Source organism: Mycolicibacterium rhodesiae, from assembly GCF_002086695.1.
GTDB lineage: Bacteria > Actinomycetota > Actinomycetes > Mycobacteriales > Mycobacteriaceae > Mycobacterium > Mycobacterium rhodesiae.
In genome coordinates this window covers 14,151-27,696 of record NZ_MVIH01000030.1, presented here as the reverse complement: position 1 = coordinate 27,696, position 13,546 = coordinate 14,151, and the positions used below count along the sequence as shown (strand labels likewise).

The window sequence follows — 13,546 nt, the reverse complement described above, 5'->3', positions numbered from 1 at the left end:
CGAATGGGCCGACGGCGGGCTGACCAACATCGACACACTCACCCTGGCCTGCCGAGCCGACCACCGACTTCTCGACCAGGGCTGGAAAACCCGAAAACTCGCCAACGGCGATACTGAGTGGATCCCGCCACCACAACTCCCTCTAGCGGCGGGTACCAACACTTACCACCACCCCGAACGACTACTCGGCGACTAAGCCCGGGAGAACGCCGACGCCTCAGCAACCTGCTGAGGGGTGGGCCGAACCCCGGTGTACCGCTCGAACTGCTCGGCCGCCTGCAGCGCGATCACCTCGGCACCCGTGATGACCTGCTTCCCTGCCGAACGCGCCGTGGCGATCAGCGGCGTCTCCGACGGCACCGCCACAACATCGAAAACCGTTCGCGCGGCTGCGATCACATCGTGATCGTAGGCAGGCTCGTTTTCCTCGGGGCCGTTGGCCATGCCGATCGGCGTCACGTTGACAATCACCGGAGCGCGGAGGTCGCCGACCTCGCTGCGCCAGTCGTAGCCCAGCCGTTGCGCCAACTCCGGGCCGCTGTCGGAGTTCCTGGCCACGATCGTGCCGACGCCGAATCCGCTGTCCCGGAACGCCGTTGCCACCGCGCTCGCCATCCCGCCACTGCCACGGATCAGCACCGCCGAGTCGGGGTCGAGGCCGTACACGGCGATCAACCGCTGCACAGCGGTGTAATCGGTGTTGGCCGCGGTCAGCACACCGTCGTCGTTGACGATGGTGTTCACCGCGTTGATCGCCCGCGCGGAGTCCTCCACATGATCGACCAGCTCCAGTACATCCTGTTTGAACGGCATCGACACCGAACATCCGCGAATCCCCAGCGCCCGCACGCCACCGATGGCGGCCGCGATATCGGTTGTGGTGAAAGCCTTGTAGATGAAGTCCAGGCCCAGCTGCTCGTACAGATAGTTGTGGAATCGGGTCCCGATATTGCTGGGCCGCGCGGCCAGCGAGATGCACAGCCGGGTGTCTTTGTTCAGCGCAGGCTTGGCCATGTCATCCGATCGCCCGCAACACCTGGCGTGCCATGCTGCGAATTTCGGCGGCGAGCTCCGGATCAATCTGTATCCCACTGTCTTTCGGGACGTCGAACTCGGTGGTCACCACTCCGGGCTCCTCGCGCTCCCAATGCGCGCCGAATCGGTCGAGGATCGTTCGCATCGGCAGGTTGTCGCCCAGCACCCGCGCCGAGAATCGCTTCACTCCCCCGACCCGGGCCGCAATGATCAACGCGTCCATCAGGAAGTTGCCGATGCCGCGGCCCTGATACGCGTCGCCGACGATGAACGCGATCTCGGCCACCGACGGATCGGCCTCATCTCGGACGAACCGCACGTCGGCGACCACGGGGCCGTCCGCACCGTCGACGAGGACCCACACGAAGTGATCGACGTAGTCGACCTGAAAGAGGTAGTTCATCAGCGCCATGCTCGGCGCCCGCATCGACATGAACCGGCGATAAAGCGTCTCGGAGGAGAACTCGACGGGACCGTTCGACGTCCGGGCGCTGTCACCGGGCAGCACCGGACGCAGCCACAGCTCGGTGCCGTCCTTGAGGATCACCGGGATCGGGGTGACGAAAGCCGCCAGTCGCTGCCGGGCGGTGCGAACCAGCCGCTCGCTGATTCCCGGCAGCTCGGCCATGGTCTCGAACGCCGCATGGTCGCCGATATAGCCGGTGAGCGGCTCGGTGGTGGTGACCGTCGCGGTGCGGGGCTTGTCACGCAGCAGTGCGATCTCACCGACGATCACACCGGCGGAGACCGTATCCAGGACGATGTCACCGTCGTCGCCGACGTGGCGCACCTCGGCTCGGCCGGTATCGATGAGTAGGAACGACACCGCCTGCTCGCCCTGGCGCATCAGGACCCGGCCCGGCGGCGCCTGCAATGGCCGTAGCCGTTCGGCCAGCGGGCGCAGCACCTCGGGCCGGCACCCCGCGAACACCTCCATCTGCGCCAATCCCTCGGCGCGCACGGTGATCAACTCCGGTGCCGCCCCCAGTGCCGACGCGAGGCCGCTTTCGCCGCCCTCCGTCGTCATGCGACCTCCCTAGCCATCGACTTCGAGGCTACCGATGGGCCGCAACCCGGCGGACCGATTCGGCACACCGACCGTGTCGGGTTGCTCAAACTACCGCCCCGACGGCGCGGGCCCGCGCTAGTGTTTGCTGACACAGGACGCAAACGTCGGGGGTGCTGCGTATGCCTGCTCAATCCTGCCGCTTCACGGCGGCCACGCAAGTCGTGACGACGGTGACGGCGGCGGCGATCATCGCGGCCACGCTGATCCCGGCTCCCACCGCGGTGGGACGGTCGCTGTCGCATGGACCGATCCACGTGCCGGTGGTGCTGATGGCCGCGATCGACGAGTCGCCGACCACGCTGGGCATCGCCGATTCGAATCTGTACACCTTGTCCGAGGCGGATCTGAACAAGACCCTCGACGAACTCCAATCCCTCGGCGTCAAAGACGTCAGGATCGCGGTCCCGTGGATCTTCGTGCAGCCCAACAGTTCTCAGAGCTATGACTGGTCGAAACTGGACATGGTGGTCAACGCCGTCGCCGAACGCGATATGGGCGTGCTCGGTGTCATCAGCGCGACCCCGGCCTGGGCGGGCTTCCCGCTCAACGGGCACCCCAATCCCGACACCTACGCCGCGTTCGCCGCGGCCGTCGCGACCCGCTACCGGGGCAAGATCTCGGCGTACGAAGTCTGGAACGAGCCGAACGGTGTGACCTTCTGGTCACCGGTGAGTGCGAAGGCCTACACCGACCTGCTCAAGGCCGCCTACCCCGCGATCAAGGCAGCCGACCCGAGCGCCACGGTCATCGGCGGTGTGCTGGGGGCGGTGGGCACCATTCCGGGGGTGTCGACCAGTGCGGTCAAGTTCGTCGATCAGATGTATGCCGATGGGGCCCATGGCTTCTTCGACGCGCTGTCGTTCCACCCGTACCACTACGTCACCCCGTTCTCCAAGGGGACGATGGCCGGCGAACCCATCGGACAGGTCGCGGCCATCCGCGCATTGATGGCTGCCAACGGCGACGCCGACCTGAAATTGTGGGCCACCGAATACGGGCTGCCGACCAGCGTGGTGTCGCAGGCCCAGCAAGCCGCCTACATCCACGATTTCGTGGTCGCCTGGCAGCAGGTGACCGGCGCAGGCCCGATGTTCATTTACACGACACGCGACACCGCGACCGGCGCCTTCGACGACGAGGCCAACTTCGGCATCTTCACGACCAACTGGACCCCGAAGCTGGCGGCCCAGACCATCAAGGCGTTGATCGCAGATCTTGCGGACGGCACAGCCGAGCCCTTCGACGTGACACCGTACATGCCGGCCAATCCGTTCCTGCAGGGCGTCCAGGTGTTCATCCGTCAACTGATCAATCAGGCGCTCGTGGTGCCGAAATTCGTTGTGCAGCTGGTGAGTAGCGTGGTGAGCGCAGTAGTGAAGACCATCGCCGGGGCGCTGGGTATCCCGGTCGCCGGCCGCACCGCCAACGCCGCGGCCGCGCGATCGGCTCCGGTAGCAACACCTACCGCCGACGCACCGACCCCGCGCCGGGCGGTGGCAACCAGCAAGCGCCAACCGGTGCTCGGCCCGTCCGCGTCCACACCGAGCGCGCAACGCCGCGCCAAGCCCGCTCAGCAGCGCGCCGTTCGGTCATCGCCGGGCGGTACCACCAGTCACAGCTCAACGGGGCACTCCGCGCGCTGAGACCTACAGGTGCTTGGACCGGTTGACGAAGCGGCCGGCGCGCGGCGAAAACAGCCATCCGCCACCGGCTTTCGTACCACCGTCGACCGGGATGTTGTGGCCGGTGACGAAACCTGACAACTCCGAGGCCAGAAACAACGCCACCCGTGCCTGATCTTCGGGCCACCCGACACGACCGACCGGCGCCCACGACTGCCACAGATGCTCGACATCCTCATAACCGGTGAGATAGTCCACCTGCGGCGTCTGGGTGAGATCGGTCCCGATGCCGTTGACGCGGATTCCGTGGCGGCCCAGATCGACCGCCAGGCAGGTCGTGAAGTGTGCGACAGCGGCTTTCATCGCGCCGTAGACCGGATCACGCGGAAAGCCGCGCATGCCTTCCACCGAGTGGACGTTGACGATATTGCCGCTGCCTGCGTCGATCATCGCTCCGACGAACGCACGGGTCACCGCGAAGACGTGGCGCAGGTTGATGTCGTACATCCGTTGCCAGGTCTGCGGTGTCGACTCCTCGAAACCCACCAGCGGCCGGTAGTCGCCGACGTTGTTGACCACGATGTCCACCCGCCCGTGTGTCCCAAGCACGGCATCGGCGAGGCGGGCGACATCGTCGTCGACGGTCACGTCCACGACGTGGCTGCGGATCTCGCCGCCGGCCGCCGTCACCTCGCGGCTGACGCGTTCGGCGCGGACCGGGTCGATCTCGGCGACCTCGACGACGGCGCCGTGCGCGGCGAACAGCGCCGAAATAGACCCGCCGATACCGTCGCCGCCGCCGGTCACGACCGCAACGCGGCCCTGCAGCAGACGATTCCAGTCTGGTATCTCCGGGATGTGTACGACACCGTGCGGGCCGTTGCTCATAGCGGCGCAGCCTACGCCGTCAGTAGGCCAGCAGGTTCACAATCTTGCCGAACGCGCTCGGTAGCACCGCTGCTGCGGGCCCAATCGCGGACCGGGCGGGACCGAACTCGACGGCCAGCAGCAGGCCTGCTGTCAACAGGCGGTAGCGCCGCGACATCCGCCGCCATTGCCGATCGTAATCTCCCGGTCGTTCTGCCAGAACACAATTCACCAACAGCTCGGCGCCGCCGAACGCGATGCCGAGGCCTTCACCGGTCAACGCATCGACGTAGCCTGCGGCATCACCAACCAGCAGGACGCGGCCTGCTCGGCGCGCGGCCACCCGTTGCCGGAGGGGCCCTGCTGCCCGCTCGGGTCCGCGCGGACATCCGGTCACCCGCTCGTGCAGGCCGCCGAATTCGGTCAGCCTGCTCTCGAACGGGCCCTGCCGCGCGGTCAGGATCGCAATGCCAACACAGTCATCGGCCACCGGAGTGACAAGGGCCTCGCCGTGCTCGCCCCAGTACACCTCCACCCGGTCACTCCACGGTGTGGTGTGAACGTGCCGTCGCAGGCCCCACCGGCGAGGCCCCCGGCCCGGTCGGTCCAGGCCGAGCGAGCGCCGGATCGGCGAATGCAAGCCGTCGGCCGCAGCCAGGTAGCGGGCACGAAAAGGCCCGCACTGCACCGATTCCGCTTCCTGGGTGATCGAGCCGATGTGGGCATCTACCACGTCGACACCTGCGGCCTGCACCGCATCCGTCAGCGCGGTGTGCAACGCGGTTCGGCGCACGCCCATTCCCGGACCGGCACGGAACGGGGCATCCACCCGTCGCGCGGGATCGACATAGGTGATGCCCCGAAACGGCTTGCCGGGCAGAGTTATTCCGAGTTTGTCGAGCTGCGCCACGGTGTAGGGCATCATTCCCTCGCCGCAGGCCTTGTCGATCGGTGCGTGCCGGCGTTCGACGACGGTGACGCTCAGCCCGGCGCGGGCGGCATGCAATGCAGTGACCAGACCGGCCGGGCCGCCGCCAGCCACCAGCAGATCGATCACGACAGGCTTGCCAGCGCGGCGTTTTCGGTGCGGATACGCGTGCGCAACAACGCCGCGTTGAGCACGGTGAAGACCAGTGCGGTGATCCACCCGGTGTGCACCAACGGCAGGGCGATGCCCTCGGCGACGACGGCGACATAGTTGGGGTGGTTGAAGAACCGGTACGGACCGCCCTCGACGCGCGCAGCACCGGGTATGACCACGACGCGGGTGTTCCACTGCCTGCCGAGCGTGGTGATGCACCACCACCGCAAGACTTGCGCGCCAACCACTATCGTCAGCATCGGCCACCCGAGGGCGGGCAGGAACGGGCGGTGCAGGGCAATAACCTCCACCAGCGCACCCGCGAGAAAACCGGTGTGCAGCACGACCATCAGCGGGTAGTGACTCGCCCCGAACTCGACACCGCCCTGGGTCCGGCTCCAGGCCAGATTGCGCTTCGCGACGACCAGTTCGGCCAGGCGCTCCAGCGCCACCGCCGCGACCAGCAGCACATACCAGGTCATCAGTGCCAGCGCAGCAGCACCAGTTCCGAGCAGAACCCGGGACCCATGGCCATCATCACACTCGGACCCGCTGACGGACGCTTGGCGATGGTGTCACGCAACACGTGCAGCACCGACGACGACGAGATGTTGCCGATGTCGGCCAGCGAGCGCCAGGTGAGCTCGAGTGCCTCGTCGGGCAGCTTCAGGCTGTTGACGATCGCCTCGATGATCTTCGGGCCCCCGGGATGGCAGACCCAAGTACCGATGTCGTCAAGCACGAGGTCATGTGCGCCAAGGAATTCAGTGACATCGTCGGGCAGGTAACGCTCGATGACGTCGGGCAGATCGGCGGACAGGACCAACTCCAGACCGTCGGCTCCGACGTCCCAGCCCATGGTGCGCAACGAATCCGGATAGAGATGGCTGCGCGAGTCGATCACATCGGGTCCACTGGCATTGATCTTTTCCGCCCGGCGTTCACCGACCGCGACGACGGCCGCCGCCCCGTCGGCGAACAGCGCGCTTCCGACCAGGCCGGGCAGTGTGGGTTTGTTCGCGGTGTAGGTCATTGAGCACAACTCGACCGACACCAGCACTGCGACGCCGTCGGGGTCGCCACGCAGATAGTCGTTCAGCCTGGCCACGCCCGCCGCGCCGGCGACACAACCGAGCCCGAACATCGGCACCCGGCGGACATCGGGACGCAGTCCCAGCCGGCCGGCAATCCTGGCCTCGATCGACGGTGCCGCGACACCGGTGACGGTTGTCGACACGATCAGATCGACGTCCTCCGGCCGCAGACCGGCCTCTTCCAGCGCACCGGCAACGGCGGCCGAGCCGAGCTCGACAGCGTTGGAGATGAACAGGTCGTTGGCTTCGCCGAAGTCCTTCAGCGCGGGGTATTGATCCAGCGGCAGGACGAAATGTCGATTGTCGACTTTGGCGCTGCGGTGCAGCTTGCGAAGAATCTCTTCGTAGTCGCCGTAGCCGCCGATGGTGAGAAACGCTTCGGTGACTTCGGCTTGGGTGTACCGGTGCGGCGGCAACTCGCCGCGCACTCCGGCGATGACGCTGATTGGACGCATGTGGTTGACACGAACATCGTCCGACACTGGTTCACCGATGTTTGCCCGCGGCCCTTTATTTGACACGTCGCCCAGTATGCCTTAGTGCACCGTCTTCACGAAAACCCACCCGTTGGTGCATCCAGGCCAGCGGCTTCGGCGCCCACCAGTTCCACCGCCCCATGACGTGCATGAACGCCGGAACCAGGACCAGGCGAACCAGCGTGGCGTCGGCCAGTACGGCCAGCGCCAGACCAAGCCCGAACATCCGCATGAACGACACCTGCGCTGCGGTCAGCGCGGCGAACGAGATTGCCATGATCAGCGCTGCGGCGGTGATGACGCGGCCGGTGTGGGCCACCCCGAGAGCGACGCTCTCGTCGTTGTCGGCGACACCGCCCTGCGGTGATGCCATCCAGAACTCCCGGATCCGCGACACCAGAAACACCTCGTAGTCCATCGACAGGCCGAACGCGATGCAGAACAACAGCACCGGGATGTTTGCCACGAGAGTGCCGGTCGAGGTGGTGCCCAGCGCACCGAGATGACCGTCCTGAAAGATCCACACCATCGCGCCGAAGGCCGCCGTCAGCGACAGCACATTGAGCACCAGGGCCTTCAGCGGCAGCACCACACTGCCGGTCAGCAGGAACAGCAGCACCACCATGATCACCGCGATCAGACCGAGCACGGAGGGCAGCCGCGAGGTGATGGCATCCACGCTGTCCCGGTTGGTCTGTGCGGTGCCCGCGAATTCGACCGTCGTGTTGCCCGGCGTCGGAACGTCGTGCAGCCGGGCGAGTTGATTCTCCGAACGATCCGAGAACAACGGGGCGGTGCTCTCCACCGTGAGAAGCGCGCTGCCCGACGCCGATCCGGTCGCCGCTGTCGGCGGCCCGACGAGGTTCCCGTCGACGAACGCTCCCATCGGCGCCGACACCGACGGGACGTCCGCGACGCGCGACAAGTCCGCCGCGTAGCGGGCGATCTGCGGCTCGGACAGGCCGGACGCATCCGGGATGACCACCGGGATCGCGGTCTCGGAGTTGTTGGTGAACTCGCTGCGCAGCAGGTCGCCCACCTGATGCGCCGATGCCGAGGTGGGCAGCACCCGATCGTCGGGGAATCCCGGCCGCACTCCCAGGAAGGGCGCGCCCAGGATCACCAGCAGAACGACGCCGGCCAACCCTATCGGCGCCGCGCGCTTCATCACGAATTTCGTTGAGCGATACCAGAATTGCTCGTCGACCGGGCGTTGGACAGGTTCGGCTCGACTCAGTCCGCGACGGACCAGGCGGCGCACGTCGAGCGAGTCGAGCCGATCACCCAGCAGGCTGATCGCGGCGGGGGTGATCACGATGGCGGCCACCGCGGCCAGCGCGACGGTGGCCACGCCGGCATAGGCGAACGACTTCAGGAAGTGCATCGGGAACAGCACCATGGCGCCCATGGACAGTGCGACGGTGGTTCCGGAGAACAGCACGGTGCGGCCCGCGGACTCCATCGTCCGCATCAACGCCGCCTCCCGATCCGCCCCCTCGGCCAATTCGTCGCGATACCTGCTGATCATCAACAGCGTGTAGTCGATCGCCAGCGCCAGCCCCATGGCGGTGGTCAGGTTCAGCGCGAAGATCGAGACGTCGGTGAAGAACGTCGTCACCCGGAGCACGGCCAGCGCACCCAGGATTGCCACCAGCCCCACGGCCACCGGCAGTGCGGCGGCGAACACGCCGCCGAACACCCAGACCAGCACCAGAAAACTGAGCGGTATCGCGATCGACTCCATGACCAGCAGATCGTGCTGCGACTGTTCGGTCACCTGCAGATTGACCATCGCCACCCCGCCGGTACGCACGACGATGCCGGCGCGGTCCCTGCTGACCTGCGCGGACAGATCTCTGGCGTAGGTCTGCTGGTCGGCTTCATTTCCGGTGATGCCGGCGGTGATCAGTCCCGACTTCTGATCGCGGCTGACGAGCGCGGCCGCGGCCTGCGGTGGCGAGGTCCATGCCGACGAGATGCCGGTGACATGACCGGAGCGTTTGAGCTGGTCGATGACGTCGAGCGCAGCCGCCCGTGCCGCCGGACTGTCGAATCGGTCAGCCGCGGTCACCACGACCAGGAACTGGACATCACCCTGGTCGAACTTGTCGGTGAGCAGTTGCGTGGCACGCGACGACTGCGAGTTCGGGTCGGCGAAGCCGCTGGGCGAGAGGCTCTTGGCGACCGGTACGCCGAAGACGCCGATCGCCACCATGACGAGGATCGCTACGGCGACCACCTGACGCGGTGCTGCAATAGCTAGCCGGGCAATCGCTCGCAGCAATGGTCCGTCCTTAGGTTCAGCCCTGCCTTCTGCTGATACGTATACGACCAGCAGGAGGTTCACAACGCCTCCCCGAACGGCCTCGCAACCTACCTGGTAACGGTAACCAATAGGGCACTCCCCGCGCATAGTTGTCGAACTCGGCACCGAACACGCGACGGAAGCGGGCTTCCTTGAGCAGCGGCCCTACCAGGCAATACGTTGTGAATACCAGTGCCAGCACCAGCTGATCGGGAGTCCAGGTCGGCACCGTCCAGACCGTCAGCGCGAACGCGACGTAGATCGGTTGCCGGCTGAGCCGGAAGAGACCGGTCGTCGGCATCTTCGGGAAAACCAGCTTGCGGCCACGAAGCAGGGCCACCCATCCCAAGCTGCCGGTTTGCAGCGAGAGGCCGGCGTCGAGCATCGACTTGCCCAGCAGCACCCAGGCGAACACGTACAGCGCAACCATGACGATCAATGCCGAACCGTCCGCCTGCCACCACATGGTGCCGCTCGGCGTCCACAGCGCAAACAAACCGATCAGCTGAAGTGACCCGACGATGACGTATGTGGTCGGCGCCAGGGTGGCGCCGGTGCCGCGCGGCGCGAGCCTGGCGAGGACTGTCCGGCCGCGGGCGGTAAGCAGCAACGAATGGACGACCGGGAACTGAATCAGCAGCGCGGCGTTGGCCACCCAACTCCATGGGGCGGGAACTCTGCCGAACGAGCGGCTCATGCCGAAGTACATCGCGACGACCATCGACCCGACGGCCACGGCGAACAGCGCATGACAAACGACGCCGTAACTCACGGCCAGGACTGTCCGGCCGCCGCCTTTCCGGGCGACGGGCGACGACGCTATTGCCCGCACACACACCTCTCGCAAGCCCGTCACTGGCACCCGCGAGCACAACGTAGCGTGAGTCCATGAATCTTCGCCAGCGTTTGCCACTGCTGCGATGGTCGGTGCTGCGCACCGGCATCGGGATCCGGAACTTCACCAGGACGGGCCAGATCGGCGACGGCCGGGAGGCCGCGGCGGCCGACTACGTCGAGGCCAACGCCCGTCGCGGCGATATCGACAGCGTGCTGGCCACCATCGACGAGTACGCCTACGCGAAGTCGTTTCTGGTCAACATCGGCGACGAAAAGGGCGGGCTGCTCGATGCCGCGGTGCGCCGCGCCGATCCCCGACTGGCGCTGGAGTTGGGCACCTACTGCGGGTATAGCGCGTTGCGGATCGCGCGAGCTGCCCCGACGGCGCGGGTGTATTCGGTCGAGCTCGCATCGGCGAATGCCGCAGTGGCCCGGCGGATCTGGGCGCACGCGGGGGTGGCAGACCGGATCACCTGCGTGGTCGGGACGGTCGGCGACGGCGGGCACACCCTCGACGTTCTGCATGGTGAGCACGGATTCGACTCGGACACAGTCGATTTCCTGTTCATCGACCACGACAAGAACGCTTACCTGCCGGACTTGCTCAGCATCGTCGAGCGGGGCTGGCTACGCAACGGGGCCATCGTCGTCGCCGACAATGTGGGCTTTCCCGGATCCCCGAAGTACCGCGCCTTCATGCACGACCACGAGGGCAATGGCTGGACGACGGTGGAACACCGCACCCATATGGAGTACCAGAACCTGGTGCCCGACCTGGTGCTCGAGTCGCAGTATCGCCGCTGAGTACCAAACCGTGGGTCAGGCAGCCGCTTTGTGCGCGGCCCGCCGGCTGGAGCCGGTGCCCTTCTTGGCTCCGCCGTCCGCCTTGGCACTGCCCGCGCCCTGCCCGGACGCATCGGCCTTGGGAGAGGTTTTGCGGTTGGAACCGGCGTTGACCTTGGCCGGCTCCGCCTTGGCCGGCTCCGCCTTGGCAGCCGCTGCTGCGGGTGACTTCACCTTGGCGGCAAGGGGACTGACGACCGGGCTCGCCGAGGCGGGCAGTGCCCCGCGGATCGCCTGCGCGATATCGGTGACCGAGTTCTTGACGAAGTCGACGCCGGCCTTGGCGACGAGGGCGACGCCGTCGCGTACGGCGGCCACCACCTTGTTGATATCGCCGGTCTTGACGGCCTGGACGACGTCGTAGGCCGCGGTCTGCGGCGCCACGATCAGGCTGCGAGTGTTCACGAACAACTTGCCGGCGAGCGACGGATTCTGGCTTACGGCAACACCATCCCAACTCTGCAGCGTCCAGCCGTCGTCCGGGTTGCCGGTCACGACCACGACAGCGGTGTTGCCCAGCGGATGTGTGAGCATCAACATGACGTCGGGATTGTCGACGTTCATCATCGTCCAGACCATGATCGTCGCGCCGTGCGAGAAGATCACCGGCTTGGTGTCACCATTGGCGATCACCGAGGCGATCGCACCGTTGACCCGCGACTCGAAGCCGTTGCCGGTCTCGCCGAGTGGGATGGGCAGGCTGCGCAGCCCCAGGGTCCAGGCCACCGGGATCAGGAAATAGCCGATGCGGCCGAGGCCACTGTCGATCGACGATCCCTCGAAGATGCCGGCGCTGATCTCCCGGAAGCCACCCTCCTGGATCGGCGTGAGTCCGGTTTCCGTCGCGAGCGGGGCTGCCGTCTCGTGGGTGCGGATCATGTCGGAGACGTAGATACTGTCGTACCCGCCGTCTTTGAGTTGCTGGGCGATGGCTTCGGCCTGCTGCTCGCCGAGTTCGGTGAGGTGCGGGCCGGGCACCTTGGTGTCGATCCCGGCGCCGGCCACGTTGCCGTAAGACTCGGCGTGCCGCACCCAGGTCAGGGTGATCGAGTCGGCGGCCCAGGCGGGCAGCGCCGACATCACCAACAACGCGATCGCCGAGACGATCGTCGCCAGCGCTTTCAGTGCCCGATGCCGAACGCCTGCCTGATTTCGCATCCCGAACTCCATCTGATCCCCGACAGTGATACGCGCTCAGACCCTACCGACTGTGCGCGCGGTCACAGTACACAATGGCAAATCTGTCTACAAGCACCCCGCGCGGGTCTCGGCGAACTAACGATCGCGTGGCGAGTCGGCATCGGCAGTCGCCCGCCCGGCGTGGGCATGGTGTCGTGGAAGTCGATGTCTTCTTCTGCGATCCGCGCCGCAGGCGCTGCGGCGGCCGCGGCATGCGCCGCTCTGCTGATGACCGCCCTGCCGCACGCCGCCGCCGCCCCCAGCTTCGATACCTACGGCTACCTGGACTCGACAGCCCGCTGTCCGGGAGCCGCGGTGCTCTTCGGCAGCACGGACAGCTCCCGGGTGGCGATCTGCAAGACGACGGGCGGATACGAGTACCGCGGTGTGCGGGTGCGCGATGGCGCCAAGCTGGTGCTGTCCGCTTCCAGTTCTGGCGACGGGTCCTACAGCGCGGTGAACGACGGCATCACCTACACGGTGAATTCGAGTGCGTTGGTGGTCAGCTCCGGCACCACGGTGGTCCGCAAAGAATCGTGGGTGGACTACCACGGTCCGCAGACATCGACGTCGGCCACGCCGTCCACATCATCGTCGCCTACGACATCGTCGTCACCGACGACGTCGTCTGCGCCCACCAGCACCACGCTCACGTCGACGACGCCGTTGCCGCCGCCGCTGCCCGCCGAAGTCGGCGGCGGGGGTCACCACTGACCCCGTAGCGCGGACGTCACGCTGCGCACGCCCCGGTCCGTGGCTTTGAGCACCTCGGCGCCGACCGCTTGCGTAAGCCGCCTGTTCTCCACCTCGGCGATCTTGTTGATACGAGCCAGGATACGGCGGCCGTCGCCGGTCAACCGGCACAGCGGCGAAGTCCGGTGATCGGGATTCGACGCCAGTTCGACAAGCAGGTCATCGACGAGTTCGTTCGCGACTCGTTGGACCGCCTGCCGCGTCACGCCCAGACGACGAGCCGCCTGAGGCACCGTCAGCCCGTCATCGGAGATGACACTGAGAAACTGCCACCGGGCTTGCGTCTGCCCTTCTCGCGCCGCAATCGCCTCTCCCGAACGCCGCAACAAACCGGCGAGCTCGTACACGTCGGCCACCAGCATGGCCATCTCGTCAGCCATCACAC

13 protein-coding genes and 1 pseudogene are annotated in these 13,546 nt (G+C 66.6%); 4 read left to right on the top strand and 10 right to left on the bottom strand.

Annotated elements, in window-relative coordinates:
* Positions 1 to 196, top strand: a pseudogene (locus tag BST42_RS29960) (HNH endonuclease signature motif containing protein); the annotation flags it as partial.
* Here BST42_RS29960 and BST42_RS28145 read toward each other — a convergent pair.
* The gene (locus BST42_RS28145; protein WP_083123001.1) at positions 193 to 1,014 is read right to left on the bottom strand and encodes a shikimate 5-dehydrogenase; all 822 of its coding nucleotides are present in this window, start codon (positions 1,012 to 1,014) and stop codon (positions 193 to 195) included. The pseudogene BST42_RS29960 and the gene BST42_RS28145 overlap by 4 nt on opposite strands.
* 1 nt (position 1,015) lies before the next feature.
* Positions 1,016 to 2,062, bottom strand: coding sequence for an acetyltransferase Pat (gene pat / locus BST42_RS28140; protein ID WP_083123000.1), 1,047 nt, complete (start codon positions 2,060 to 2,062; stop codon positions 1,016 to 1,018).
* A 161-nt stretch (positions 2,063 to 2,223) separates the two neighbouring features.
* On the opposite strand from pat, the gene BST42_RS28135 reads away from it, so the two are divergent.
* Positions 2,224 to 3,747, top strand: a complete 1,524-nt coding sequence (locus tag BST42_RS28135) for a cellulase family glycosylhydrolase (protein ID WP_083122999.1) — start codon at positions 2,224 to 2,226, stop codon at positions 3,745 to 3,747.
* 3 nt (positions 3,748 to 3,750) lie between these two features.
* Here BST42_RS28135 and BST42_RS28130 read toward each other — a convergent pair whose 3' ends face one another.
* The 6 genes from BST42_RS28130 to BST42_RS28105 all read right to left on the bottom strand — a co-directional run bounded on the left by BST42_RS28130 (position 3,751) and on the right by BST42_RS28105 (position 10,321).
* Complete coding sequence (locus BST42_RS28130) at positions 3,751 to 4,614, bottom strand: SDR family NAD(P)-dependent oxidoreductase (RefSeq protein ID WP_083122998.1); 864 nt, start codon at positions 4,612 to 4,614, stop codon at positions 3,751 to 3,753.
* Between the two features lie 19 nt (positions 4,615 to 4,633).
* Positions 4,634 to 5,650, bottom strand: a complete 1,017-nt coding sequence (locus BST42_RS28125; protein ID WP_083122997.1) for an NAD(P)/FAD-dependent oxidoreductase — start codon at positions 5,648 to 5,650, stop codon at positions 4,634 to 4,636.
* Positions 5,647 to 6,156 carry an isoprenylcysteine carboxyl methyltransferase family protein gene (locus BST42_RS28120; protein ID WP_083122996.1) on the bottom strand — a complete coding sequence of 170 codons (510 nt, stop codon included), beginning with the start codon at positions 6,154 to 6,156 and terminating at the stop codon, positions 5,647 to 5,649. Before BST42_RS28120 ends, BST42_RS28125 begins: the two co-directional genes overlap by 4 nt.
* On the bottom strand, positions 6,156 to 7,214 hold the full coding sequence (locus BST42_RS28115) for a type III polyketide synthase (protein WP_083123003.1): 1,059 nt from the start codon (positions 7,212 to 7,214) through the stop codon (positions 6,156 to 6,158). Before BST42_RS28115 ends, BST42_RS28120 begins: the two co-directional genes overlap by 1 nt.
* A gap of 64 nt (positions 7,215 to 7,278) precedes the next feature.
* Positions 7,279 to 9,528 (bottom strand): MMPL family transporter, encoded by a 2,250-nt coding sequence (locus BST42_RS28110; protein WP_083122995.1) that lies wholly within the window; start codon positions 9,526 to 9,528, stop codon positions 7,279 to 7,281.
* 16 nt (positions 9,529 to 9,544) lie between these two features.
* Positions 9,545 to 10,321 carry a methyltransferase family protein gene (locus tag BST42_RS28105; protein WP_237159625.1) on the bottom strand — a complete coding sequence of 259 codons (777 nt, stop codon included), beginning with the start codon at positions 10,319 to 10,321 and terminating at the stop codon, positions 9,545 to 9,547.
* 116 nt (positions 10,322 to 10,437) lie between these two features.
* On the opposite strand from BST42_RS28105, the gene BST42_RS28100 reads away from it, so the two are divergent.
* The gene (locus BST42_RS28100) at positions 10,438 to 11,190 is read left to right on the top strand and encodes an O-methyltransferase (RefSeq protein WP_083122993.1); all 753 of its coding nucleotides are present in this window, start codon (positions 10,438 to 10,440) and stop codon (positions 11,188 to 11,190) included.
* A gap of 15 nt (positions 11,191 to 11,205) precedes the next feature.
* On the opposite strand, the gene BST42_RS28095 is transcribed toward BST42_RS28100, so the two are convergent.
* The gene (locus BST42_RS28095) at positions 11,206 to 12,387 is read right to left on the bottom strand and encodes a histidine phosphatase family protein (protein WP_165760951.1); all 1,182 of its coding nucleotides are present in this window, start codon (positions 12,385 to 12,387) and stop codon (positions 11,206 to 11,208) included.
* A gap of 186 nt (positions 12,388 to 12,573) precedes the next feature.
* On the opposite strand from BST42_RS28095, the gene BST42_RS28090 reads away from it, so the two are divergent.
* Positions 12,574 to 13,122 (top strand): hypothetical protein, encoded by a 549-nt coding sequence (locus BST42_RS28090; protein ID WP_083123002.1) that lies wholly within the window; start codon positions 12,574 to 12,576, stop codon positions 13,120 to 13,122.
* Here the strand turns inward: BST42_RS28090 and BST42_RS28085 are convergent.
* Positions 13,113 to 13,541 carry a MarR family winged helix-turn-helix transcriptional regulator gene (locus tag BST42_RS28085; protein WP_083122991.1) on the bottom strand — a complete coding sequence of 143 codons (429 nt, stop codon included), beginning with the start codon at positions 13,539 to 13,541 and terminating at the stop codon, positions 13,113 to 13,115. The genes BST42_RS28090 and BST42_RS28085 overlap by 10 nt on opposite strands.
* Between the last annotated feature and the right edge of the window lie 5 nt (positions 13,542 to 13,546).